This window comes from Aquabacterium sp. (genome assembly GCF_016195855.1).
Taxonomy (GTDB): Bacteria; Pseudomonadota; Gammaproteobacteria; order Burkholderiales; family Burkholderiaceae_C; genus Aquabacterium.
The window spans coordinates 331,826-355,758 of the sequence record NZ_JACPYU010000003.1; the positions used below are offsets into that span (position 1 = coordinate 331,826).

Below are 23,933 nucleotides of genomic sequence, written 5' to 3' on the forward strand. Positions count from 1 at the left end.
CGCGGTCTGCCGCACGGAGGCGGGATAAGGCCGATCGATGCGAATCCGCGCTCGCTGCCTGTATGCGCATCAAAGTCAACAAATTCCTGCCTGGATTCTTCGCCTCAAATTTCTGTCCCGACCGCGCCCGCATCGGGATGATTGGCTCAACAGGCAGTCCACGAAGCCCCTCTTGAGAACCACGCAGATGAAGCGCCACTGACGTTCCGTGGATGGCTGACCTCACAAAACTAAGCCCATGCAAACAGCTTCCGTTAGCTCCTGCGTCTCATCCAAGAGCCTTGCTCGCTCAGTGTGGAATCGCCTCCAGTGCGGCTCTGGTCATGAGGTGACAAAGCCCTCGAAAGAGAGCCCACCTGACAACCCCACCAGGCCCCAGTGGCTTGAGGATTTGGCTGGATCGAAACGAGCCTCCCCCCCGCCCCTCCACCATTTGTGGAGGGGAGCGCTGCACCGCCCGACTGGGGCTCGACCGGAGCAGCACGCCCGGCGTTCTGCTCCGCCTCGCTGTGTAGCGTCTTCGGCTTCAGCAGCCGTCAAGGGCTTCGCAAGCGCAGCCTGCGGCCGCGCCCTTGACCGCCGCCTACGCCGATCTGGGAGGCAAAGATGATTGTGCCGCGCATCGATTACGTGATGAAGGTTCGGCTCAAAAACCTGGTTGCCGGGGCTGAGGCGAAACGGCTCCACGAAGAAAAAGTGGCCAAGACGGTGCTGCTCATCCACAAGTGCCACATCGCTTCGTCAACCGTCGTTGCTGAACTATTGGGCTCCGATGTTTCGAACGCCAAAAAGTTCATCGATAAACTTGTCGCACAACGCATCCTGCAAGACTGTCGCGTTGATCCGTGTCGGCTGGCGCAACGCGGCATCGTCTACAAACTCGATGGGCTCGGTGTCCTGAAGGCGCAACTGCTTGAAGACGATTTTTGTGAGTTTCGGTACGACACAGGCGCGCGGGTCGGTGGACAGGCTCAAGCCGAGCACGATCTGAACTGCGCAATGGTCGCAGCCCGCTGGGTTCGCTACGGAGGTCAGTTGCTTGAAACAGATTTCACGATTCGGCGCAGCAACAAGGAAGACCAATGGGTGAAGATCCCCGACTTGGTTTTGTCATATGAGGATCGTACCTATCACTTTGAAGTGGAGCGGTCGCCCAAGTCTGAAAGTGAGACGGATCGAATGGTGCTGGCGGCGCTTCAATCTGCGTGGCGCCGCACCGCCTGGGTTTGCATTGCCAAGCCCACCGCTAATCAGCTTGAATCCGTTCTTCAGAGACGCGAAGCCCACGATTGGGTCCTGAACAAATCCAACAAGTGGGCGCGAGGTGAGCCAGTACCCCTGCCCTTTGAGTTCAGGCAACGTCAACTGGTTTTTCGCCTGCATCGCGAACCGTTGCTTGACAGCCCAGCCGACTGGATCCAACGATTCAATGTACACGCTCGTCATGAGCACGACCAGGTCTTAAAGCGTCTCGCGGACAAGGGCTGGCAGCATTCGGCCATGCGGGCGTCAACATGGCTCGATGGTGGTCACGAGAGCGAGTTTTGGCAAGCTCATCGCGCCGATGAGAAGCTGCTCATCACCCACACCGGCCAAGGGGACTGGCGTGTGCACCTGGAGTCGAATCATCCTGATGAAGGACAGCCTCTTCCCGCCCGAATCAAGCCGAAACAAAATTGCATCGGCGCGCCTGTGCCAGTCGGCGTTCTGGAAGCTGCGCTCGACTTGGTACAACACTCCAAGTCCTGAGCATCATGGCCAACTCAAGCAGCAACCTCGACCTGGGGGACCTTCAGTACATGCTGTCAATCTGTGGCGAAACAGTCAGCGTGGACTTCTGGTGGCCCGTGGTCAGCCTTTCCAACGAGGAAGTCACCGTTCGCACCCCAAGCGGAAACATGCGTTTCCCGCCCACTTCTTGGCCAGGTGGCTGCTCAATGGTCATGATCCCCGTGGAGGAAGTCGACGAATTCATCAATTCGATCAAGCCCCTGTTTAGGCAGGCACCATCACGGCTGATTTCCCTGCTGGCAGACGTCAAACGCCGAATAGAAGCCTCTGACAACCAACACTGGGACAACATCGCACGGGTATCCGTGCATGCCGCGCTGAGCAAGTCACACCCTCACTTCTCATCGCCCTTACCCTTCACACCCCCCATGCAACCCGTTTCAAACTTCATCCTGATTGACCGTCCAACTGCTTTGCCCTTGCCGCTGGTTCAGGCATATCTGGAGACTGAATATCGAGTGGCTGTGTCGCCTGAATTCGGGGTGATCATGCCTTTCGTTCTGCGTGTAGGCCAACCTTCTGAGCCACTGCAACAACTGCTCAACGACACTGGTGCTCAGGGCGCGGCCTTCGTCACCGCATTCAACCCGTACTCCGAAGTGTCAAGCGCCGAAGAAAACTCGGGCCGACAAGATCAGTTGCTGACGACACTACGCCAGCATGAAGTGAAGTTCTTACGTGGGCAGGGTCAGCACCCCTCCAACAACTGGCCGCCTGAGCCCAGCGTACTGGCCTTGGACTTGCCGTTGGATGCCACCAAACGACTCGGTATGCGATTTCAGCAGAACGCCTTGCTGTGGTGTGGCACTGACGCTGTGCCCCACCTGGTTCTCCTGATGTGAAGCCGCTTTACCAATACTTCAGACCACCCCAATCGTGTTCTCGGGTGACGCCGTCGTTGACGGCCCACTTTTGCCAAAGACCAACGCCGTTGGCAGCTGATTCTCACGTAGCGAGGGGGATTGGGTCGCACTGGTAACCATTTACAATGGCTGCCGGCACCCGCCCTACTTGCACGCGAGTAAAACAAGGTTTTCTCATCATTGAACTGCTGCACCACATCGGTCGGCTTTCTTTCGCCCACTCCTCGCAGGGTGCTTAAACGCGTGCATTCCTCCCAGCGAGACAGGGCTTCAACGAAAGAAAGACCATGACTGTTTCCAACATCGTGCACCTCATCCGCGAGCAGGCCAAAGTCGCCGGCTTCGCACTCAAATCCACTCACACCTACGAACTGCTGGCCTCAACTTTCGGGCAAAGCACCTGGGCTTCGTTCAGTACCCAGTACTGGCTCACCGACAGCCCAGATGGCGCAGTTGGCGAGCGCCCGGAAAGCACCCCCACCTTGGTGGCGGCCAGGGCGCTTCAATTGGGGCTGGAACACGGTTCTGCGCCACAACTCGGCTCCCTCGTTCTGAGTGCTGTGCAAGCAGCGCGGCTCGGCAAGGTTGAGAAGGCAGCATTTGACCGGCTTCGGCTCGCAGGGTGAACCGGCCCGGGTTTCGTGGAGGCCAGTTGGTTTAAGTCAGGCCGCGACCCCGACCTGCTCGGCGAGATGCCGGTAGTAGTTTGCCTCAGCCTCGGCAGGCGGTATGTGCCCGATGGGCTCCAGCAGTCTGTGGTGGTTGAACCAGGACACCCATTCGAGCGTCGCGAGTTCCAAGGATTCCTTGGTCTTCCAGGGGGCCCGGCGGTGGATCAATTCGGCCTTGTAGAGCCCGTTGATAGTCTCGGCCAAGGCGTTGTCGTAACTGTCGCCCTTGCTGCCGACGGACGGCTCGACACCGGCCTCGGCCAATCGCTCGGAGTACCGAATCGAAACGTATTGCGACCCGCGGTCGGAATGCACCACCAGACTGCGATTGCGTTCGGGCTGTCGTGCGTACAGGGCCTGCTCAAGCGCGTCGAGAACGAAGTCTGTCGTCATTGAGCTGCTGACGCGCCAGCCCACGATGCGCCTAGCGTAGACATCGACGACGAAGGCCACGTACTGCCAGCCCTGCCAGGTCGAGACGTAGGTGAAGTCCGAGACCCAGAGCTGGTTCGGCCGCTCTGCCTTGAACTGCCGGTTGACCTTGTCGAGCGGACACGGCGCCTTGCGATCGCTGATCGTGGTGAGCACGACTTTGCCTCGGATGACGCCGCGCAGCCCAAGGCGCTTCATCAGCCGCTCGACCGTACACCGCGCTGCGGCCGTCCCCTCGCGAGTCAACTGCCGCCAGACCTTCTCGGCGCCATAGACCTGCATGTTGGCCCGCCAGACTCGTTGGATCTCGGGCGCCAAAACATCGTCGCTCCGGGCTCGCGCACAGCGCCTGTGCGGTTCGCGCTGAAGCGCCGCATGCCGGCGATATCCGGACGGGGAAATCTGCAGAACCTTGCAGATCGGCTCGACCCCGAACGTATCCCGGTGCTCGTCGATCAGCGTCCTCAGGACTTGAATCGGCGGTCGAGCTCCGCCTGGGCGAAAAACGCGCTTGCCACCTTCAGGATCTCATTGGCACGGCGCAGTTCCTTGACCTCACGCTCGAGTTCCTTGACCCGCTGCGCTTCGGACGTCGTCACGCCTTCGCGAACGCCGCTGTCGATCTCATGGCGCTTGACCCAGGTCAGCAACGTCTGCGGCACGCAACCGATCTTCGGAGCAATCGACTCGATCGCCAGCCACAGCGAGGGGTACTCCCCGCGGTGCTCCAGCACCAGGCGCACCGCGCGCTCGCGGACTTCAGGTGAGAACTTGTTCGACTTGTTCATGGCTCCATCTTCTCAAAGGTTGGAGCCTCCACAATTCCCGGGCCGGTTCAGGGTTGCGCCTGCCGGCCGGCTTGCCCCAGTCTTCGCTGTTCATCTCCCAACTGAGCGCTGCTGCCACGGCTGGAGATGCGCACGCACATCACCGCCTGGCCGCGCTTTACCGTTGCAAGCGTCCTAACCCCTACCTGTATGAGGAGTCGCTCAAAGGGCGCCAGCTCACGGCCCTGGAGACAAAGTGGGTCGAGGAGTACCTTGTTCAGGCGCAGCACTACCCGCTGTACCAAGCTCACCTGAAGGCTGCCGCCCAAGGTGGCGTCCGAGCAGCCGCCTTAGAGTACGCAGAGGCTTTTGAAGACCCCAGCTTCTTTGAACTGGCAGACAGGCTGTCGGGCCCGGTTGATGCCAAGCACATGGCGCGAGTGGCACCCGATGCCTCAGCGCGTCACAAATGGCTCAGGATCGCGGGACAGCACGACCTTGAAGCATTGGAAGCGTTGGCCAGCGAAGGCGATGTGGAGGCCATGCAGCAACTGGCCATCGCAGGGGACACCTACCTTTTGCGTGAACTCGCTGAGCGGGCACTGGAGGGGGGCCAGGTCGTAGCGGCTTGGGCTTGGCAACACATTGCGCTGAAGCACCGACACGACTTGACCAAATCGACCCTTGCTGCACGTCACGAGGGCGGTGCGAATCATGGCGCGTTCTATGACAGTGACTTCGGTGGCCCATTCTTTGTGGACGGAGAGGAAGGCCTCGATCTGCCGCAACTGACACGCAGCCAGTTGGCTGAGGCCAAACAGATGGCGAAGGAACTCATGGCGGCTCAGGTTGTGACCTGAGCCGATTCACGGGCAAAGCCAGTGGGTACAGCGAGGCCCCAACATGAGGCTTCGCGCCATCCCACACAGCCTTGCCCTACCCTCTTCTTTCAGTCGTTGCCCGAGTCATCAGGAGGGACGCCGAGCACGGGATCGGCGGCGTCCTGTTCCCTCAGAAGCATTCGCCCCTTGATCCGCTCCTTCAGCGCCCGGATCGTCGTCACCGGGATGTCCGTGCTGATCAGGGCCACCACGCCGGATGGTGTCACCACCTTCACCACTGCCCGCCCCCGCTTGTCTTTGAAGATTCGGTAGTGGTCCTTGGGATCGTTCTTCCAGAATTCGGATGTCATCGTGACGCCTTTCTGCCCAAAGCGGGCAAAGCTGGTCCATCAATAACGAGACAGGATGTCTTCGTTACCTAGCAACGGTCGTCACGGAAATACGGTCGAGTATTTCAAATACTCCCGTCTCCGAGTTACTTGGATTTGGCGGTGAGGTCGTTGAAATACTCTGGATCAACAAGGTCCTTGAGGGGCACACCCAAGGCATCGGCAAGTGCGCCCATGTTGTCGATCGACACGTTACGGTCCCCTTTCTCAATCTCGCTGACATAGGTGCGGCTCATGCCCGCCTCCAGCGCCAAAGCCTCTTGCGACAGCTCTTGCAGCCGACGCAGCTTGCGCACGTTGCGAGCAAAAACCTCTCTGGCGGTGCCAGCTTGTGACGTGTCTTTCATGGACCACAAGGATCCCGATTATTGAGACGTCAAACCACCTCCAATACTTGCAATTATGCCAACTATCGTTAACATTGTTAAAATGATAACGGCTATTTTGATGGTGATGGGGGACGCAACGTCACCCTGAGTTTGAATCACCACCACAAACAAACCTGGAAATCAGGAGCGCTGGCCGTGGCTCCGCTTTGACATCCCACCTTAGAAACCACGTGCCATGCTTTTCCATCGCCGCCTGATCAGCTCATTGAAGATCGCCCTCATCTCGGCCACATCCCTGGTCATCACTGCCTGTGGTGGCGGGGGTGGTGGGTCGTCGAGCAACACCGGACTGGGGCGCTACGACTACCCTTCTGCGCTGGACACCAGTTTCGGTGACACGGGCTACCGCGTGTTCTCCACCGGGCTGCCGGCGCGGGCATACCTGGGGGCCTTCAACCCCATCCACATGACGACGGACAGCTTCGGGCGCATCGTCATCGTCGGCAACCGCACAAGCGCAACCCGCGAGGCCTGGCTGCTGCGCCTCAATGCCGATGGCACACCAGACACCACCTGCGGCGACAGCGGCTGGGTCTCCTGGACCACTGGCGGACCTGCGAACCCCTACAAGGTCCGCGTCATGCCCGATGGGCGTTACGCCGTGGGGGGGCTGCTGGGCGTGGCCAGCATCTGGATGTTCAAGGCCGACTGCACACAGGACACCTCATGGGGCAACGTCGGCAAGGCCAACATGCCCACCCCCACGGCCACAGAGATCACCAGCGCGCTCAATGATTTCGACGTGGCATCAGACGGATCGATCGTGGCCACGGTAGGAAACACATTGAGTGGAAGGCTCTTGGTGGCGCGCTTCCTGCCCAGCGGGGATGTGGACACCAGCTTCGGCACCTCGGGCTACGCCTCTGTGGCCCCTGCTGACAATGGATCGCCGAAGCCTGGCGCCATACGCATCCGGCCCAGCGGCAAGATCATCGTCGCTGCTGCTTTCACGTACAGCAGCCAGGTCGGACAGCTACCCGGCTTTGCGCAGTTCACATCCACGGGGCAGTTAGACACGTCCTTCGGTGACAGAGGCTTCCAGATCCAGAACCCAGGCAGCAACCTCGTTGGCCTGCCCAAAGACATGGTCCTGCTGCCTGATGGCTCAGCCATCCAGGTTGGCCTGACTCAGCCTGGCGTGATCACGGGCACGGTGATCGGAGTGGATGCCTATTGGATGAAGGTGAACCTGACAGGTGCACCCGATACGCGCATGGGCCCTAACGGAATCAAGATCTGGACGGCAGGTCCCGAAGGGCGGAACATGTCGACAAACTACGCGACATCGGTGGCGTTGACCTTAGCAGGCCAAGTGCTGACATGCCAGAACTGGACGAACAACACCGAGGAAGCCAGCACGCAGACGCAGGCAGCACCACTGCAAGTGCTGGTCAGCCTGACCGACGTGAACGGAACTGCAATCGGGTCTTTCGGAAGCAATGGCACGGGCTCACTGCCTCGCGCCAACGGATTTGCCGAGACCTGTGCGGCCATGGTCAGGGGGCCTGACGGTCGCATCATGGCACTTCTGGACTATGGGCCTGCAACGAACGCAACTGGCACCACGATGGCCGTCGTGAGGGTTGCGAACTAGCGCTTAGAACCACTCTGAATGTTCGGCTCCTGGCTTGAGGCTTCTCTTTCACGAAACGTCTCAGACACAAAGTCGATGAACGCTACAGCAGACGCAGCAGCAAGCCTTGCGTGACGGGGCTGGACGCGGTAGCTAGCGTCTGCTCAACCTGATCCATCCCGTCACATCAATACACCGTGCGGAACTTCCCAGGGTGCTCCCTGAGAAGGGACGCAGATGGCAGCATCACTGCCAGGTATGCCAGATCCTCTGGACGATTTTCGTCGAGCAGGGAACATGCGTCGTAGAGCGCAGAGACGCTGACCTCGTCGCAAGCAAAGTGGTGGCAAATCGCTTGTCGGATCTGCCCCTCTTTGCTTGATTTCGGCTGCCTGAGGGGGTCCACATGGACACCCTCAGGCAGGCTGGGCAATGGAAATTCGTTCACGGCATAGTAGTAATCAATGATGTGCTTGATGGCCTGCAACTTCGCGCGCACCACATCCTCCGCGCGCGCGTACTCAGCCGTTCCTGGCTCCAGGCATTCATTCCAAGCGGTGTAACAAGGCATCCATCGCTCCCATGGTCAAGGCCACATCAAAGTACAACCTTAGCAGCCCAGCAACTGAAAAAGTCCAGTGATGCCAATACCCATCACTGCACTGTTATTGGGGCACGGCAGGGATGTGCACATGACCGGGAGGGTGTCATATGGGGCTCAATCGTTGCATTGCCTGTGGCAAGACATTCACCGCTCGTGCACAGAGCCCCCAGCAAAGCTATTGCAGCAACGCCCCATGCCAGAAGGAGCGCCGCAGGCTTTGGCAACGTGAAAAGCGCCGCGAGGATCCCGACTATCGCGCTGATCAGGTCCAGGCGCACAAGGCATGGCTGGCACGCCATCCTGACTATTGGCGTCAGTACCGGGAGGCGCACCCCGAATATGTTGAGCAAAACCGTACACAACAGCGGGCCAGACGCGCTGAAAAGTCACCTGAGCCCGTTGCAAAGATGGACGCGTCAATCGGCACGTCACCTCTCAAATCTGGCACCTACCGACTGACTTTGATGTCTGACGATGACGTTGCAAAGATGGACGTGTGGATGGCAGAAATCACCTTGATTTCAACGGCTTAGCGGACATGGCAGGTAGATCGGCCTGCGTTGCAAAAGAAGACTCGTTAGGTGTTTTGGCGCGTTGCTGCTAATTTCTACATGCCTACCGCGAGCATCGATTCGAGCGCCCGCTGGCCCCGCGACCGGCTGAGAACTGGCTCAGCCACCGGCGCTGTCTCTAGGGGATGAATGCAACATGGACACCGGCGCAACTCCAACTGACGACCCAACGTTGACACCGCGCAGACGCGCGGCGGAGTACGTCCGGATGTCCACAGAACACCAGCAGTACTCAACAGAAAACCAGGGCGACAAGATCCGTGATTACGCTCGGCAGCGTGGGTTCGAGATCGTCAGAACATTCGCCGATGAAGGCAAAAGTGGCCTGCGCATTGATGGCCGCCAATCACTGCAGCGGTTGATCAAAGAAGTTGAATCAGGCCATGCCGACTTTGAAGTGGTGCTGGTGTACGACGTCAGCCGTTGGGGACGATTCCAGGATGCCGACGAAAGCGCTTACTACGAGTACATATGCAAACGTGCAGGCATCCGGGTCATCTACTGTGCCGAGCAGTTTGAAAACGATGGCTCACCCGTGTCGACCATCGTCAAAGGTGTCAAACGCGCCATGGCTGGTGAGTACAGCCGTGAGCTGTCGGCCAAAGTGTTCGCCGGTCAATGCCGCCTGATCGAGCTGGGCTATCGACAAGGTGGCCCCGCAGGTTATGGCCTTCGCCGGACGCTGATTGACGTCAAGGGGACCATCAAGGCCGAACTGACACGTGGCGAACACAAGAGCCTGCAAACTGATCGCGTGATCCTCAGGCCTGGCCCGCCATCAGAGATCGAAGTTGTCCAAGACATCTACCGCTGGTTCATTGAGCACGGACTGATGGAGTCCGAGATTGCCTCGCGGCTGAACAGGATGGAGATCCGCACTGACCTTGATCGACAGTGGACGCGTGCCACGGTGCACGAAGTGCTGACCAACGAGAAGTACATCGGCAACAACGTCTTCAACCACGTGTCGTTCAAGCTCAAAAAGTTGCGCGTTGTGAACACGCCAGACATGTGGATCCGCAAGGACGGTGCTTTCGAGCCCATTGTCTCGCCCGAGACCTTCTATACGGCGCAGGGCATCATCCGCGCCCGCGCGAGGCGCTATAGCGACGATGAATTGATCGAGCGGCTGCGTGGCCTGTATCAAAGCCGGGGCTTTCTCTCTGGCTTGATGATTGACGAATCGGAGGGCATGCCCTCGGCATCCGTCTATGTCCATCGGTTCGGCAGCCTCGTGCGGGCTTACCAGATTGTCGGCTTCACGCCTGACAGGGACTACCGCTACCTGGAGGTCAATCGCCTGCTGCGGCGCATGCACCCTGAGATCGTGACCCAAACCGAATCGCGGATTGCAGAGGTCGGTGGCACGGTCGTTCGTGACGCGGCAACTGACGTTCTTTGGGTCAACCAGGAGTTCAGCGTATCGCTGGTACTGGCGCGCTGCAATCAACTGCTCAATGGTCACAGCAGATGGAAGATCAGGCTCGATACCAGCCTTCTGCCTGACGTCTCCGTGGTCGTTCGACTTGCACCAGGCAATGAGCAGATCCTCGACTACTTCCTGCTGCCCCGACTGGACATCTGCCGGCCGCACATCAGCCTGGCCGATCGAAATCCCATCGAGTTCGAAAGCTACCGGTTTGACTCGCTGGACTATCTGCACAGCATGGCCGCGCGGGTTCGGCTGAGGTTGGTGGCATGAGTGCTGCCAGCCAGATACCGCCGGAAATACGCATGATCCCGGTCGATCTGATCGAGGTGATGAACCCGCGTGACCGCAACAACCGGGTGTTTGCCGAGATCAGCAAGAACATCAAGACCATCGGCCTGAAGAAGCCCGTCACCGTGACACCGCGTCAGCGTGAAGATGGCTCAGAATATTTTTTGCTGATCTGCGGCGAGGGGCGGCTCAAGGCGGTGCGGGCGCTTGGCGCTGACTTGATCCCAGCCGTCGTCGCACACGTCACCGATGAAGACGCGTTCATCATGAGTTTGGCCGAGAACATCGCCAGACGGCAGGGCCGGCCATTGGAGCTGTTGGCGAGCATCAATCAACTGAGCAAGAAGGGCTACACCGCCAAGGACATTGCGGCCAAGACCGGCTTGACCCTCAAGTATGTCCTGGGCATGGTGACCTTGCTGCAAAACGGTGAAGAGCGCCTGATCGTTGCCGTTGAGATGGGGACCATTCCCTTGAATGCCGCGCTGGCAATCGTTGGCGCCAAAGACGATGACGCCGCCATACAGACAGCATTGCAGGATGCATATGAGTCCGGGGCGCTCAAGGGCAAGCGACTGTTGGATGCGCGACGCGTCATCGAAAAGCGCAAGGCACTTGGAAGGTCGTCCAGTCGAAACAGGATCCGCACGCATGCACGTGACAAGGTCACCTCTTCTAGCCTGGTTCGCACTTACCAGATGGAGGTGGAACGGCAGAAGCTGCTGGTCAAGAAATCTGAGTTTGCCCAGCAGCGGCTGCTGTTTGTAACCAGCGCGTTTGCCGAACTGCTCGCAGATGAGAACTTCGTGAACCTCTTGCGTGCCGAGGGTCTGGAGAGCATGCCCAAATATCTGGCCGACCGCGTTCGATCGTCTGGGAGATCCAAGTGACCAGCGTCACCATGGGCTTCTTGCCTTCACCGATGATGGTGGCCATTGACAAGATTCTGCCTTCTCACAAGCCTTCAGGGACCTTGGCTGCGAGCGCCAAGTTCAAGCAGATCCGATCGTCAATTGTGGAGATCGGCCTGATAGAGCCCCTGATCGTCACCCCGGTCGATCCTGTGTCTGGCCAGCATGTCTTGCTCGATGGTCATGTCCGCCTGATCGCATTGGTCGAACTGGGCAGAACGGAAGTGGCTTGCTTGATTGCCACCGACGATGAGGCCTACACATACAACAACCGGGTCAACCGCCTGTCGACCGTGCAAGAGCACTTCATGATTCGCCGGGCCATTGACAACGGCGTGTCAGCCGAGCGACTGGCAAATGCCTTGAGTGTGGACATCAGCCAGATCAACAAGAAGTTCAACTTACTTGAGGGCATATGCCCCGAGGTGGCCGAGATCCTCAAGGACCGGCAGTTCTCTGCGGAGCTTAGCCGTGTACTGCGCAAGATGAAACCGCTGCGCCAGGTGGAGTGCGCTGAATTGATGGTGTCGGCCAACAACCTGTCGGTCATCTATGCAACGGCGCTGCTGGCCACTACACCGGCCACCATGCTGGTGGACCCAAAAGTGCCCAAGAAAGTGACGCCAGCCAACCAAGAGCAATTGGCGCGAATGGAGCGCGAGATGGGCAGCGTCCAGGCCCTGTACCGGCTGGCTGAACAGACCTATGGCGAGGATGTGCTGAGCCTGATGCTGGTGCGGGGCTACTTGAAGAAACTGCTGGAGAACGCCCAGGTCGCCAAGTACCTTCGGCAACGTGCTGCAGATGTTCTGGAGCAGTTCGTCGCCATTGTGGCCACGGAGTCGTTGGAGTAGACGGCCACTTGGCCGAATGGCCTCGGCCATCGGTGCCAGTCACATTGAACATGCACATCCGACCATTGCTCATTGATCATGTCAATTGCGCATGTTCAATGAGCAAGCTGAAGTGCCCACCCTCCTCCGCTTTTGTCCGGAACTGGTGAAGCCGGTCTATCGAGGCAGTGCGGCACTCCGACAGCCCCGAGGCAACATTCGACCGCCTGGAATCCATTCCCCGATTTAGACTCCGTCATAACACCCGCAAAAGGGTGAACCGATGCCATCAAAATGGGGGCTTGTACGTGGCGGTATTGATTCCTGCTCTTGGAAGCTGCGTTTCACGCATGACGTCCGGGGAAAAGCGTCTGGCCGAGCGGCTGGAGCAGAAGCTGGATGACGACTACCTGATGTGGTACGACGTCCCAGTCGGCCCCAAGCAATCCCACCCTGATTTCGTCATCCTCCATCCTAGGCGCGGCCTCCTCATCCTGGAGACCAAAGACTGGCGGCTGGACACCATCCAGCGTGCAACCCGCCAGTATTGGGAAATCATCCCCGACGGCAATCACAAGGTGGTGATCAACCCGCTGGCGCAAGCACGTCACTGCGCCATCCAGGTTGTCAATGCACTGGAGCGGGACAAGCAACTCATTCAAGGGAGCGGCCCTCACACCGGCAAGCTTGCGTTCCCGTGGGGACATGGCGTGGTGCTGACGCGCATCACGCGCAAACAGTTCGAAGCGGCTGGACTTGACCAGGCCATCGAGCCCCATTTGGTGATCTGCTCCGACGAGATGCTGGAGTCGGTTGAGGAAGAGGCTTTTCAGCAACGGCTGTGGGACATGTTCCCCCACGCCTTCGGCGGGGCGATGTCGCTGCCGCAGTTGGACCGTGTGCGTTGGATCATGTTCCCAGAGGTGCGGGTACACAGCCAGGGTACGTTGTTCGACGACGGCGATGCGGAGGCCGACCTGCCCGACGTCATGCAGGTGATGGACCTGCAGCAGGAGCAGCTCGCACGCAGCCTGGGCGACGGCCACCGGGTCATCCATGGCGTGGCAGGCTCAGGCAAAACCATGATCCTGGGTTACCGCGCCGAGTACCTCGCCAAAGCTCAGACCGCCTCCACCAAGCCAATCCTGGTGCTGTGCTTCAACGAGCCGCTCGCCGTCAAGCTGGACGCCACCTTCACTGCCAAAGGCATTGCCGACCGCGTGCACGCCAGGAACTTTCACAAGTGGTGCTGGCACCAGTTGAAGGCCTATGGCCAACCATTGCCAGCGCAAGGCAAAGACATGTTCGACCAGATGGTGGACAGCGTCATCCGCGCAGTGGAGCGCAACCAGATCCCATCGGGCCAATACCAAGCCATCTTGATCGATGAAGGCCACGACTTCCGACCTGAATGGCTGAAGTTGGTCACACAAATGGTCGACCCAAGCACCAACAGCCTGCTGTTGCTCTATGACGATGCCCAGAGCATCTATGAGCGCAACCGCACGCGGCAGTTCAGCTTCAAGAGCGTTGGCATCCAGGCGCAAGGCCGCACAACGATCCTGAAGATCAACTACCGCAACACCAAGCAGATCTTGCAGACCGCCAGCCTGATCGCTGCTGATCTGCTTTCGCCTGAGGACAAGGACGATGATGGCATCCCCATCGTCAGGCCCATCAGCTATGGTCGTGAAGGCACTGCACCACTGATCATGAAGCTGCCGAGCCTGCGTGACGAGGCTGAGCGGATTGCTGACCTGCTGGCCGATGAGCACCACAGCGGGGGCCGCGCCTGGGGAGACATGGCCATCTTGTGCCGCGACTATTCGGTGATGGATGCTTGCTCCAGGGCGCTGTCGCACCGGAGGCTTCCTCACCAAGTACGCAAGCGGTCAGGCGACTTCAGGCCAGCGCAAGATGCAATCAAGGTCATGACGATGAAGGTGAGCAAGGGGCTAGAGTTTCCCGTCGTTGCCATACCTGGCGTTGGGGCCATGCCAATGCCAGGTGAAGATGAGAAAGACGAGGCTCGTCTGTTCTACGTTGCTGCGACACGGGCGACGGAGCGCCTGGTGCTGACCATCAGTGGGGATGGTGGATTTGGCCGGAGATTTGATACTGTGTCAGTGTGAAGCGGTCTCGACGCTGCTACCTCTTCTCGCGTTGCAGTACGCTCTTAAGGTGGTGGCTGTTTGGGCCTGGGCAGTGTTGAAGTGCCGAGGCATAGGCCACAAGTAGGAACCACGACGCGATTCGAACGGCGACCTCCGAGGTCTTGTCGGTCGGAACCGCCTGGCCATCGACCACCAGCAAAGGCTCATGCTTTGAGGCGAAGGTCAACACCACAGCCGAGCGCTGAAAAACCGACAACATTCCCTGGCAGTGGATGATGCAGTTTCGAAGTTCAAAGAGGCCAACAAGGTCAGCCCATTGAAAGCGAGTGTCTTCGAACTTGAGGCCAACGACCTTTACTGCAAGGATGCGGAAGCGTTCGAGAACGGACCCAGCGAGGTCATTGAACTTGATCTCCAAATCGAGGGCTGCGATCAAAGATGCAGCCAGTTCGCGGATTTCCTGTTCTAGCAGCATTGCGACAGAGATGATGACCGATGCGTTCAAGATCGGCGGAAAGGTGTCCCTGTACAGCGGGAGGAACTCGATCTCTAGATCGGAGTGCGCTTCATCGCGGAAGTAGGCCTGCTCGCGATGGAGGTAAGCCTGCGTGTGCTCTAGGTATCGCTCTAGGTCGTGGAGTCGTGACGAAGCATCGAGGTACTTCGACCACAACAAATCGTGTGCCTTAGCGTGATCCATCGCCAGAGATAGCAACCAAGCCTAGGGTTTCACCAGAGCCTTCGAAATGCAATGGCCTGGCCGTGCGCCTCTTGCCGATGGCGTCGAGGTTGACCACCGCACCGCGCTCGATCAGGCGAGCAAGCGACGCCTGGAGTTCCCTTGGAAGCCAGTTGGTCGATTCCAAAATGTCGGCAAATGCGACTTGATCAACCTTTCGGTTGCCCTTGCTGAGGTAGTTAAGCCAGAAACGATCCACTTCGTCAGGCGTGCTGCGAGAAGTATCTACCTCAGCAACCGCGTGGTCGACAAACATATCCATCGTGCCCGCCTTCGAGGACTGATCCGCGAGATGCGAAGCCAGACGCACTCGGGCCTGGACGATGTCGACTGCCTGCGAGATGTTCATGAACTCGACGATGCCCTTCGGATGACAGGACAGGTAGACCAGGTGGTATTTGGTCCGCTCCTTCTCGGGATGCAGCACAGTCACATAGGCGGTTCGCGCATTGAAGGGCTGACGCCAGGTCGGAACAACTGTCTTGAGCGTATCGCGATAGGCACCCACCAGCGCTAGTTCGCGCTCCTCGGGCGTCTTGCCCTCAACGGCGACTACCTTGCCCAGCAGCCGCCTCATAGCCTCCTTGAACTGCGATATCGATGCTGTGCGGTTGATGAACTCGTAGATGAAGTTGATCAGGAACTCAGATCGTGGTCGTTGCAGCAGCGGCGTCAGTACGTCGATGACGATCGGCAACCATCCCTTCGGGTCGATGAAGAAGAACGTGAAGGACTCCTTCCCGGCCCATTCCAGAATCTCAGGCCGCAGCGAAACGAAATCGCCTTCCAGGGCCAAGGCTTCTACGGACTTTGGCGCATCGTTGCGCAGGTAGGCCGAGAGCCTCTGGAACGGGCCCGGCTCCTGCTCAATGAAAAGCGCGCGCATCCGCGCATCAACGCCGAGCGATGCGAGCTTCTCCTTGCACGCCGCGAGGGTCTTCAGCGACAGGGATATCGATGTACCGTCCAACTTTTCGTCGTCTGACCCCCATGGACCCGCGAAGCAGTCCACGTAGCAAATCTCTGCGCGCCCCTTCGCGCGACCGTTCATGCCGATGATGAGAACCAGCTTCTCCAGATAACTCTTCAGCAGCGCGTGCTTCACTAACGCAGGGATGCGGCCCTCGTACACGTCAGGAACGTGGTTGGCCATGGCTACCTCCTCTACGATGGATGGTCGGTACGAGGGCCATGTATGGCGTCGGCCAGATAGCCAACTCGTTGAAGAGCTTCGTCAAAGCCCTCTTCATGCGCCCCCCTGCGCGCGCTGAGCGCGCAGGCCTGGCCTCTGGCACCCCATTTATCGACGAGATCTGTGCAGTCATGTTGTCGTGGTTGTTCAGACGAAACTGATTGCTCGCTGCCGGGGCGCCAACAGTTGGTCGGTGGCCTTGATCTGCCCTGATGACCGGCGGCTTCCCCCATCGACGGATACGACTTCGATAACGCGTTCGGCAACAAGCTGCCCGACCGACTCCCGGTAGATTTGCGCCGAGGCCGGAGAACTGTTGCATGTCGTGGCGAACAACTCGCCAAAGCTGATACCTGTGTCGTCGGCATACACGCGGCGCGGGATGTGTTCATTGAGTGCAGCAATGCTCGCATGCTTGGCCACGTCATCAAACTCGAAGCCCAGAGCTGACTGCTTGAGGTACTGCGAATCGTGGGCGGGGTCGTACCCGACCATTTGGAACATGTCGAGGCCAGCGCCGCCGTAGTGAATGAAGTAATTGTTGTTGGCCCAGTGCACTTCCGTCATCACATCACGAGCTCGGTGATGCTGGGACATATGGATCAACCAGTAGTCGCCGTGGCCACCTCGATTGCGGATGAAGAATGGCGTGAAGTGTCTCGCGCCACAGTTCTCGACCAGCCGGCGGTAAAGCGTGCTCTGCAGGAACAGTCGCCAATCGCGATCTGAAGCCTTGATCTCCTCAACGGACCGGCCCGCAAAGATATCAGGCAGTCCGAGACCATCCAAGATGTCCTTGACTTGGTCACCGTCGTTGGCGAAGTTCATGAACGAGTCAACCCCGAAGGTGAGGATCACCTCCGCGCTCGGCAAAGACTCAAAAATTTTCCGCATGAGCTGCGTCGGAACCTCTTTATAGCCGTATTGGTCCAACGCGAAGATCGATCGACCGTTCCTCGGGCTCTTCTTTTTTATGAACTCGATGATGGCGTCGGCCTTGTCCTGAAACCTCGCGTGCTCCAGGTAGATACCATTGCCGATTTGGCCTCCGTAGCCGGCCTCGCGCAGCACCTTGTCGAGGTGCTTGTGCGCGTGCGGGTCAGCCTCGGTGAAGAAGTAGTCGACGAGCAATTGGACGGGTTTGTGCCGGTCCTTGTTGATCAGATATTCGGCCTCGCGGGTTGCCTCCAGAAAAATGAACGGCGAGCCCTTGACCACTTCTCGCGTGTCTTGGTGGACGTAGACACCGCCGCCCGCGAATCCATCGACGAGGGTCAGCTTGAGGATCTCGCGGTTGGGCGAGCTAACTAGAGTTTGAAAATATGCGGCGAGGTAGGCCTGAAGAATGCGGTGCTTGGCAACGCTGTGCTGCTGGATGAAGTCAGGCCCGTCCTTCCAGTTATATTGCTTCAGCGTCATGCGTTCGCTCAGGCGTGGTCAGACAGTGTTGGCATGTCGTCCCAGGTGCGCCCTTGAAGCAGACGGCCGTTGGCCTTCTTGGAGCGGCGTTTGCCGTCGGCACCCCAACCGCCCCATTGCTTGAAGAAGAATTGCACGCCCTGATCCTCACATTGTTGGCGAACATTCTCCACCCATTCGAGCTGCATCGGACGGGCCTTTGGCCCAGATTCTCCGCCAACGATCACCCAATGGACGCCTGTAAGGTCTAACTCACCGACATCTGCGAGCAGCGGCTCGACTGACAAGAAGCGAATGCGAGCTTCAATCTGCCTCAACGCGGCGATACGCGGAACGCCATAGCGGCGATCCTCGACGGATACGCCTAGCCAGGCGTTGTCCGGGACCTCGCGGCCTCGGAAGAATGAGGCCATGCGATCGGCTCGCTTGGTCAGCACCTGGAAGGTATGCTGCGGGCAACGGCGGATCACATCGAAGACCTGGGCGATGTAGTTGTCGTCCACACTTTTGTGGAAGAGATCGGACATCGAGTTGACGAAGTACACCGTCGGCTTCTTGCGCGCGAGCGGTTCAGTTAGGCGCTCTGGAAGGATTGTGAGCTTGAACCCGTTCTCGTAGCCAGGCGTACCCATCGCCTGCAACCGTTTGGCCATGGTCTCCGCATAGCAGTGTTTGCAGCCCGGTGAAATTTTGGTGCAGCCCACGGTTGGGTTCCACGTTGCCTCGGTCCATTCGATACGGCTGGCTTGAGACATTGCGTCCTCCTAGTTCTTCAAAGTCAGTGTGAGCGTCTAGACAGCATGCAGCACGCACGTCACGACGCCCCAAATGTTCAATTCGCTCTTGCTTTCGACGCAGATGTCAGCAAAGTCTGGGTTGGCTGCCTGTAACAACCATCCCGTGGCGGTACGTTTCAAGCGCTTGACGGTCAACTCGCCGTCGATGTCCGCGACGACGATGCGCCCATCTTCAGCCCCCAGGCCTCGATCAACAACAAGCTCATCGCCGTCAGCGATGCCGGCGTCGCGCATGGACAGTCCGGCCACCTTTATAACGAAGGTGCAGCTTGGGTCGCGAACGAGATGTTTGCCGAGGTCAACTGTGTCTTCTTGGTAGTCGTCCCCTGCGGTCGGTTCGCCAGCGCGAACCCTGCGGCCGAGTACTGCAACGGCGTTTACCGCGCGCAACGCAGCAATCGGCCTGGGCCTCGTGGTCTCTCCAATTGCATGCCCCGACCGCTTCAATCCATCAAGGTAACCCACAACCACTGGGACGAGGCTCTGCGGCACACGAACCGTCTTTGTGGGCTCGCCGTAGGCAGCCTTGCGCCCGGCACCCTGTCGGGTACCGCCGTGTCGGGGCTTTGGGGACTCGGTTTGCATGATTTTGTGACGTATTCAAGCTTAGCACGCTCGGATTATCAAAAATTGCTGAACACATCACGAAATTGGCGGATTGCAGTCCTACGCTCCGCGGCCACCGATGACTGCCAGATGTCAGTCATTGGACTGGCATGAACCAGTCAAGCCCGCACCGTCGGCACCTCACCCCAAACCGTCGTGTACCTCGGCGTCCGTCTGACCTGCTGCATTCCCCAGGTGTCCGCCCCCAACGCGATCCCCGAACTGCCCAGCAACATGGTCCTTTTCCCGAACCGATCGTTGACCTGATCCATCGCCACCATCAACTTGGTGCGGTCACGTTGCCCAGTGACGGGATCATCCCAAACCAGTTCAGCTTGCATGTGGGTGTCTGGCACCAAGTCGAGCAACATGACGCCAGCCTTGGCCAGATTGAAGCCTGGTTGGTAGATGGCGCGCATGCCTGCCAATGTCGCAGTGGTCAACGTGCTCGTGTCAGCGCTGGGTCGCCGCAGCGGCACGACCACACTTTTTGAAAACCTGGGACCGTCTCGAAACGGTGAGGTCCTGGCGAATACGAGCACTTGCCCGGCCAGATGACGCTGCTTGCGCAGCTTCTCAGCAGCGCGCGATGTGAACTCGCTGATGGCCTCCAGCAGCGGTGCCAGGTCGGCTACCGGACGACCAAAGCTGCGCGTGCAAGCGATCTGCTGTTTGGGCGCTGGCATGTCCGCCACTTCGATGCAGGCCTCTCCATGCAGCTCGCGCCATGTGCGCTCCAGCACAACGCCCCACTTGCCCCGCACCACCTCGCAAGGCATCTCGATGAAGTCCTGCACGGTCTTCACGCGAAGAGCAGTTAACTGAGCGCTGATCTGCCGACCGACGCCCCACACCTCACCAACCTCGGTTGAAGACAGCACGGCTCGCAGTTGATCGCTTGTCAGCTTCGACAGGTCACACACGCTCGCCATCCCGTCGGCGTAGATGCCTGGCTTACGCTCCGCCGTCTTGGCGACGTGGTTGGCCAGCTTGGCCAGCGTCTTGGTGCTGCCAATGCCAATGCCACACGGTATGCCCGTCCACTGATGAATGCGCGCACGGATCTTCCAGGCCCGCTCAACCAGGTCACCACGGACGCCATGCAAACCGATGAAGCTTTCATCGATGCTGTAGACCTCTTGCGTCGGCCCGAGGCCTGCGGCCAGACTCATCATGCGGTCGCTCATGTCGCCATACAGCGTGAAGTTGGCCGACAGTGCAACCAGGCCGGCCTGTTCTTCAAGGTGCCGAATTTGGAACCACGGCGCCCCCATCTTGATGCCCAGCGCCTTGGCCTCGTTCGACCGAGCGATGGCGCAACCGTCATTGTTGGACAGCACGACCACGGGCCGTCCATTGAGGCTGGGCCGAAAGACTCTTTCGCAACTCACATAGAAGTTGTTGCCATCCACGAGCGCGTACACCGCATCACCTCAGGCAGGAAAGCGCTTGATGCTGGCAGTCACCACGCCCCAGACTTCCAGAGTCTGGCCGTCCTTTGGCGTGATGTCAGGGAAGGTCACATTGGCCGCCTTCAGCTTGACCCTCCCGGCACGCTGGTACAGGTGCTTCACCGTGAACTCGCCATCCACCACGGCCACCACCACATGCCCATGGCGCGGCTTGATTGCTTTGTTGACCACCAGCATGTCGCCATCAAAGATGCCCGCATCTCGCATGGACTCACCGCTGACGCGCAGCAAGAAGGTGGCTTGAGGATGCGTGACCAGCTCCTGCGTCAGGTCGATGCGTTTGACAGCAAAGTCTTCAGCCGGCGACGGGAAGCCCGCGCACACCTTGTCGCCTGCCAGGGGCAGCACCAGGCTGCACTCTGATAGCGGAACGGGTTGGCTGAAATGCAAAACACTGTACATTCATCCAGTATACGTGCGCTTACGATTCTGCGCATGTGCGCCCACTACCAAACCGTGACCAAACCCGAACGCTTGAGGGACGTGTTCAAGGTGGCGATGCCTCAAGGTGCGGTGGCTGACGTCTGGCCTTCGTATGCGGGCCTGTTCATCCGGCACCCGAAGGAAGCGCAACATGGCGAAGGCATGGCACCGTGGCGTGAAGCCATGACGGGGTCGTTTGGCCTCGTCCCCCACTGGGCAAAAGACACAAGCCTGGCAAAGCGCACCTACAACGCACGCAGCGAAACCGTGGCCACCAAGCCCAGCTACCGCGACGCCTGGCGTCTGGGCCGACGCTGCATCATCCCTGCCGAAGCCATCTATGAACCAGACTGGCGGTCAGGCCGAGCGGTGCCCACCAGGATCGCTCGCGCCGATGGCCGGCCAATGGGTATTGCGGGCATATGGACAGGCTGGCGAGCGCCTGACGGCACGGTCTTGCGCAGCATGAGCATGTTGACCGTCAACGCTGACGACCACCCGCTGATGCGCCACTTCCACCGGCCCGAAGACGAGAAACGAATGGTGGTGATTCTGGAAGAAGCGGACTTTGATGCTTGGCTGGATCCTAATCGTGGCGCGCCAGTTTCAATGCTTGGTTGCCTCGATGCAGGAGGTCTGATATCCGGCGTCTGAGGTAAGGGACCCCAGCCGCGCCACCTCCATTCGCGTGGCACGCGCATGCTTGAGTGCTCGCAAGCCATAACCTGCGCCGAGCACGATCAAAGCAACAGGGACCAAGGCGGCAAGGCCGCTCCAAAGCAGGTACGGGCTCATCGTGCCTCCTAACGTGTGCAATTGAACAAATCACTTTGTGCACGCACATTGTCAATGTCACATTGGTACATGGCAACCCAACATGTGTATCCCTCCGAAGGCTGTCCGACCGGACTCCGACTGAAAGTCCGATGGCGTCGGAGGCGTACCAATTGCAAACCAACATGGATCATCCGACATTGGTGGAGAGAACATTGAACATGTCATCTTGCAATGTGCACATGTTTTGATTCGCCCCGTAACGGCAAGACGGCAGCCTACCCAAGGTACGGCACCGTCCCGAAGGAACGGCACTCGTTACTGGGTGACGGAGCACCTGCCAGGCAGTCCATGCAGCCTTTGTCTCCGACCATGGCTCCGACCGAAGCCCGACGATGGCGAAGTCGGAGAAAACGTCGGGCAACCTGATCGGGGCAGCCGTCGGACATCACCGGGGCCTCAAGGGGCGGCTGGACGCCGCCCACGGCCCCTATCCCCGCTGGACGCGGGGCTTGCTGCCCGCCCGCTGTCCGGGGTCGCGCCTCCCCCTGCTGATGGCTACGCCATCAGCACCCCGCTGCGCGGGGGCACCCGGCAGATCCGGCTCCCTGCGAGGGTCTGCTGCGCGCCCCTGCTCCGGTCGGCCCTACGGGCTGGGGCTGGACGCCCCACCGGCCTCCCGGGTGCCCCCGCGCCTGCGGCGAGGGGGAGGCGGGGGCTTCGCCCCCCGCTCATGCACCGGCGCTGGGGCGCCTCAAATCGCTGGGGCGATTTGTGCCTGGCGGCTCCCCCCAGCCCCTCGGCAACCTGGCTGGGGCCAGGTGCGCCTCGGGGGCCTGCGCAGCGCCTGCTGCTTGGCCCGCCGCGAAGCGGCGGCGCCCGTTCACGCTGATATCGGCATGACCTGAGCAAGGTTTGCCACATGCCATATCGACAGGTCAATCTGGAATAAGTGACACCGAAAATCCCCGGCCAGCTCGCCACACTCAAACCAAGGGCTGGCTGAGAAGCAGGCCACAATCCTCAGAACAATATCTGGACCAACAGACATGGGCGCCCAAACTGATCGCATCGTCAAAATTGAAAGCCTGCTGCGCCGAAACCGCCCAGTCAACTTCCAGATATTCCGCGACGTCCTGGAGGTCTCTCCCGCAACCATCAAGCGAGATCTGGCTTTTCTGCGTGATCGACTCGGCTGCCCCATCATTTACGACCGGGCCGAGGACACCTACCGCCTTGACGCCTCAGCTCAAGTCGGAGAACGCCTGGAAATCCCAGGCCTATGGTTCAGCGCCACAGAGCTGCATGCACTGCTGACGGCCCACCAATTGCTCAGTGGCCTCGATCCCAACGGCGCACTGAACAGGCATGTCGGCCCCTTGCTGGATCGCATCCACCAGTTGGTCGGTCAGAATGATCGCGACAAGATCGACGTGATGCAGCGCATCAGCGTGATCAATGCCAGCCAGCGCCCCGTCGAGGCGCCGTGCTTCGAAGCCGTATGCAGTGCATTGCTGGGCCGCCATAGGCTTTCCTTCAAGTACTTCACGCGCTCGCGCCAGGCCGAGTCCCGTCGAGAAGGATCACCCCAACGCCTGATCTATTACCGCAACACCTGGTACCTGGACGCGTGGTGCCACAAGAACAACGACCTGCGCCGCTTTGCCCTCGACGCCATGGACGACGTTCAGGTGCGGGATGACAAGGCCAAAGAGGTCGCCATCAGCACCGTCATCAAGAACCTGGACGGGGGCTATGGCATATACGCTGGCAACCAAGTGCGCTGGGCATGGCTGTTGTTCAGTGCCCGCGCATCGCAATGGGTGGCTCGCGAGCGATGGCACCCTGATCAGCAATTGACTGCGCTGGACGATGGCAGGGTAGAGATGAAACTGCCTTTCACCGACATGACCGAACTGCGCATGGACATTTTGCGGCACGGCCCTGAGGTGGAGGTATTGGAGCCCAAAGAATTGAGGGCGGAGGTGGCACAGCAACTGCGCGATGCCCTGGCAACCTACTCCCGCACTTAGGGTGGTG

General features: G+C 59.4%; 23 protein-coding genes and 1 other annotated feature. Of the genes, 12 read left to right on the forward strand and 11 right to left on the reverse strand.

The window, feature by feature from the left end; translation table 11 throughout:
• The first annotated feature begins 606 nt into the window (after positions 1–606).
• The 3 genes from HY019_RS03120 to HY019_RS03130 all read left to right on the forward strand — a co-directional run bounded on the left by HY019_RS03120 (position 607) and on the right by HY019_RS03130 (position 3,280).
• Positions 607–1,749: a hypothetical protein gene (locus HY019_RS03120; protein ID WP_290688267.1), complete on the forward strand. Its 1,143-nt coding sequence runs from the start codon at positions 607–609 to the stop codon at positions 1,747–1,749.
• A gap of 5 nt (positions 1,750–1,754) precedes the next feature.
• A complete protein-coding gene (locus HY019_RS03125; protein ID WP_290688269.1) occupies positions 1,755–2,633 on the forward strand; it encodes a DUF3293 domain-containing protein in 879 nt (292 codons plus the stop codon).
• Between the two features lie 308 nt (positions 2,634–2,941).
• Positions 2,942–3,280 carry a hypothetical protein gene (locus HY019_RS03130; RefSeq protein WP_290688271.1) on the forward strand — a complete coding sequence of 113 codons (339 nt, stop codon included), beginning with the start codon at positions 2,942–2,944 and terminating at the stop codon, positions 3,278–3,280.
• 36 nt (positions 3,281–3,316) lie between these two features.
• On the opposite strand, the gene HY019_RS03135 is transcribed toward HY019_RS03130, so the two are convergent.
• A protein-coding gene (locus tag HY019_RS03135) for an IS3 family transposase (protein WP_290688273.1) occupies positions 3,317–4,545 on the reverse strand; the annotation gives its coding sequence in 2 pieces (ribosomal slippage) (positions 3,317–4,257 and positions 4,257–4,545; 1,230 coding nt in all).
• Positions 4,151–4,267 (reverse strand) — a sequence feature (AL1L pseudoknot). Its footprint overlaps the gene before it by 117 nt.
• Before the next feature lie 53 nt (positions 4,546–4,598).
• On the opposite strand from HY019_RS03135, the gene HY019_RS03140 reads away from it, so the two are divergent.
• Entirely contained in the window at positions 4,599–5,384 is a 786-nt protein-coding gene (locus HY019_RS03140) for a hypothetical protein (RefSeq protein ID WP_290688275.1), read from the forward strand.
• A gap of 89 nt (positions 5,385–5,473) precedes the next feature.
• Here HY019_RS03140 and HY019_RS03145 read toward each other — a convergent pair whose 3' ends face one another.
• Together HY019_RS03145 and HY019_RS03150 are read right to left on the reverse strand one after the other, a co-directional pair.
• Positions 5,474–5,716 carry a hypothetical protein gene (locus HY019_RS03145; RefSeq protein ID WP_290688277.1) on the reverse strand — a complete coding sequence of 81 codons (243 nt, stop codon included), beginning with the start codon at positions 5,714–5,716 and terminating at the stop codon, positions 5,474–5,476.
• Between the two features lie 125 nt (positions 5,717–5,841).
• Positions 5,842–6,102, reverse strand: coding sequence for a helix-turn-helix transcriptional regulator (locus HY019_RS03150; RefSeq protein WP_290688279.1), 261 nt, complete (start codon positions 6,100–6,102; stop codon positions 5,842–5,844).
• A gap of 217 nt (positions 6,103–6,319) precedes the next feature.
• On the opposite strand from HY019_RS03150, the gene HY019_RS03155 reads away from it, so the two are divergent.
• Positions 6,320–7,738, forward strand: a complete 1,419-nt coding sequence (locus tag HY019_RS03155) for a hypothetical protein (RefSeq protein WP_290688281.1) — start codon at positions 6,320–6,322, stop codon at positions 7,736–7,738.
• A 166-nt stretch (positions 7,739–7,904) separates the two neighbouring features.
• Here the strand turns inward: HY019_RS03155 and HY019_RS03160 are convergent, their stop codons facing one another.
• Positions 7,905–8,288 (reverse strand): hypothetical protein, encoded by a 384-nt coding sequence (locus HY019_RS03160; RefSeq protein ID WP_290688283.1) that lies wholly within the window; start codon positions 8,286–8,288, stop codon positions 7,905–7,907.
• Between the two features lie 140 nt (positions 8,289–8,428).
• On the opposite strand from HY019_RS03160, the gene HY019_RS03165 reads away from it, so the two are divergent.
• The 5 genes from HY019_RS03165 (at position 8,429) to HY019_RS03185 (ending at position 14,489) form a co-directional block, all read left to right on the forward strand.
• Positions 8,429–8,854, forward strand: a complete 426-nt coding sequence (locus tag HY019_RS03165; RefSeq protein ID WP_290688285.1) for a hypothetical protein — start codon at positions 8,429–8,431, stop codon at positions 8,852–8,854.
• 175 nt (positions 8,855–9,029) lie between these two features.
• Positions 9,030–10,595, forward strand: coding sequence for a recombinase family protein (locus HY019_RS03170; protein ID WP_290688286.1), 1,566 nt, complete (start codon positions 9,030–9,032; stop codon positions 10,593–10,595).
• A complete protein-coding gene (locus HY019_RS03175; RefSeq protein ID WP_290688287.1) occupies positions 10,592–11,503 on the forward strand; it encodes a plasmid partitioning protein RepB C-terminal domain-containing protein in 912 nt (303 codons plus the stop codon). Before HY019_RS03170 ends, HY019_RS03175 begins: the two co-directional genes overlap by 4 nt.
• The gene (locus HY019_RS03180; RefSeq protein ID WP_290688289.1) at positions 11,500–12,378 is read left to right on the forward strand and encodes a plasmid partitioning protein RepB C-terminal domain-containing protein; all 879 of its coding nucleotides are present in this window, start codon (positions 11,500–11,502) and stop codon (positions 12,376–12,378) included. Before HY019_RS03175 ends, HY019_RS03180 begins: the two co-directional genes overlap by 4 nt.
• 329 nt (positions 12,379–12,707) lie before the next feature.
• Positions 12,708–14,489 carry a 3'-5' exonuclease gene (locus tag HY019_RS03185; RefSeq protein WP_290689147.1) on the forward strand — a complete coding sequence of 594 codons (1,782 nt, stop codon included), beginning with the start codon at positions 12,708–12,710 and terminating at the stop codon, positions 14,487–14,489.
• Between the two features lie 16 nt (positions 14,490–14,505).
• On the opposite strand, the gene HY019_RS03190 is transcribed toward HY019_RS03185, so the two are convergent.
• The 7 genes from HY019_RS03190 to umuD (HY019_RS03220) form a co-directional block, all read right to left on the reverse strand.
• The gene (locus tag HY019_RS03190) at positions 14,506–15,144 is read right to left on the reverse strand and encodes a hypothetical protein (protein WP_290688290.1); all 639 of its coding nucleotides are present in this window, start codon (positions 15,142–15,144) and stop codon (positions 14,506–14,508) included.
• 13 nt (positions 15,145–15,157) lie between these two features.
• A complete protein-coding gene (gene tcmP, locus HY019_RS03195) occupies positions 15,158–16,363 on the reverse strand; it encodes a three-Cys-motif partner protein TcmP (protein ID WP_290688291.1) in 1,206 nt (401 codons plus the stop codon).
• Between the two features lie 186 nt (positions 16,364–16,549).
• Positions 16,550–17,821: a three-Cys-motif partner protein TcmP gene (locus tag HY019_RS03200; RefSeq protein ID WP_290688292.1), complete on the reverse strand. Its 1,272-nt coding sequence runs from the start codon at positions 17,819–17,821 to the stop codon at positions 16,550–16,552.
• Between the two features lie 8 nt (positions 17,822–17,829).
• Complete coding sequence (locus tag HY019_RS03205) at positions 17,830–18,576, reverse strand: phage Gp37/Gp68 family protein (protein WP_290688293.1); 747 nt, start codon at positions 18,574–18,576, stop codon at positions 17,830–17,832.
• A 36-nt stretch (positions 18,577–18,612) separates the two neighbouring features.
• A complete protein-coding gene (gene umuD / locus HY019_RS03210; RefSeq protein WP_290688295.1) occupies positions 18,613–19,203 on the reverse strand; it encodes a translesion error-prone DNA polymerase V autoproteolytic subunit in 591 nt (196 codons plus the stop codon).
• Between the two features lie 140 nt (positions 19,204–19,343).
• On the reverse strand, positions 19,344–20,648 hold the full coding sequence (locus HY019_RS03215; protein WP_290688296.1) for a Y-family DNA polymerase: 1,305 nt from the start codon (positions 20,646–20,648) through the stop codon (positions 19,344–19,346).
• Positions 20,649–20,657: 9 nt separating this feature from the next.
• A complete protein-coding gene (umuD, locus tag HY019_RS03220) occupies positions 20,658–21,098 on the reverse strand; it encodes a translesion error-prone DNA polymerase V autoproteolytic subunit (RefSeq protein WP_290688298.1) in 441 nt (146 codons plus the stop codon).
• On the opposite strand from umuD (HY019_RS03220), the gene HY019_RS03225 reads away from it, so the two are divergent.
• On the forward strand, positions 21,081–21,773 hold the full coding sequence (locus HY019_RS03225; protein ID WP_290688300.1) for an SOS response-associated peptidase: 693 nt from the start codon (positions 21,081–21,083) through the stop codon (positions 21,771–21,773). The two genes, umuD (HY019_RS03220) and HY019_RS03225, sit on opposite strands and share 18 nt — an antisense overlap.
• Before the next feature lie 1,169 nt (positions 21,774–22,942).
• Positions 22,943–23,926, forward strand: coding sequence for a WYL domain-containing protein (locus tag HY019_RS03230; RefSeq protein WP_290688301.1), 984 nt, complete (start codon positions 22,943–22,945; stop codon positions 23,924–23,926).
• The last annotated feature ends 7 nt before the right edge of the window (positions 23,927–23,933 follow it).

Excerpts from the sequence above, each read along its gene's own strand:
- HY019_RS03185 (WP_290689147.1), top strand. The coding sequence starts at position 12,708 with ATGACGTCCGGGGAAAAGCGTCTGGCCGAGCGGCTGGAGCAGAAGCTG.
- HY019_RS03175 (WP_290688287.1), top strand. The coding sequence starts at position 10,592 with ATGAGTGCTGCCAGCCAGATACCGCCGGAAATACGCATGATCCCGGTC.
- tcmP (WP_290688291.1), bottom strand. The coding sequence starts at position 16,363 with ATGGCCAACCACGTTCCTGACGTGTACGAGGGCCGCATCCCTGCGTTA.
- HY019_RS03205 (WP_290688293.1), bottom strand. The coding sequence starts at position 18,576 with ATGTCTCAAGCCAGCCGTATCGAATGGACCGAGGCAACGTGGAACCCA.
- HY019_RS03170 (WP_290688286.1), top strand. The coding sequence starts at position 9,030 with ATGGACACCGGCGCAACTCCAACTGACGACCCAACGTTGACACCGCGC.
- HY019_RS03155 (WP_290688281.1), top strand. The coding sequence starts at position 6,320 with ATGCTTTTCCATCGCCGCCTGATCAGCTCATTGAAGATCGCCCTCATC.
- HY019_RS03165 (WP_290688285.1), top strand. The coding sequence starts at position 8,429 with ATGGGGCTCAATCGTTGCATTGCCTGTGGCAAGACATTCACCGCTCGT.
- HY019_RS03150 (WP_290688279.1), bottom strand. The coding sequence starts at position 6,102 with ATGAAAGACACGTCACAAGCTGGCACCGCCAGAGAGGTTTTTGCTCGC.
- HY019_RS03120 (WP_290688267.1), top strand. The coding sequence starts at position 607 with ATGATTGTGCCGCGCATCGATTACGTGATGAAGGTTCGGCTCAAAAAC.
- umuD (WP_290688295.1), bottom strand. The coding sequence starts at position 19,203 with ATGCAAACCGAGTCCCCAAAGCCCCGACACGGCGGTACCCGACAGGGT.
- HY019_RS03125 (WP_290688269.1), top strand. The coding sequence starts at position 1,755 with ATGGCCAACTCAAGCAGCAACCTCGACCTGGGGGACCTTCAGTACATG.
- umuD (WP_290688298.1), bottom strand. The coding sequence starts at position 21,098 with ATGTACAGTGTTTTGCATTTCAGCCAACCCGTTCCGCTATCAGAGTGC.
- HY019_RS03145 (WP_290688277.1), bottom strand. The coding sequence starts at position 5,716 with ATGACATCCGAATTCTGGAAGAACGATCCCAAGGACCACTACCGAATC.
- HY019_RS03200 (WP_290688292.1), bottom strand. The coding sequence starts at position 17,821 with ATGACGCTGAAGCAATATAACTGGAAGGACGGGCCTGACTTCATCCAG.
- HY019_RS03230 (WP_290688301.1), top strand. The coding sequence starts at position 22,943 with ATGGGCGCCCAAACTGATCGCATCGTCAAAATTGAAAGCCTGCTGCGC.
- HY019_RS03130 (WP_290688271.1), top strand. The coding sequence starts at position 2,942 with ATGACTGTTTCCAACATCGTGCACCTCATCCGCGAGCAGGCCAAAGTC.
- HY019_RS03225 (WP_290688300.1), top strand. The coding sequence starts at position 21,081 with ATGCAAAACACTGTACATTCATCCAGTATACGTGCGCTTACGATTCTG.
- HY019_RS03160 (WP_290688283.1), bottom strand. The coding sequence starts at position 8,288 with ATGCCTTGTTACACCGCTTGGAATGAATGCCTGGAGCCAGGAACGGCT.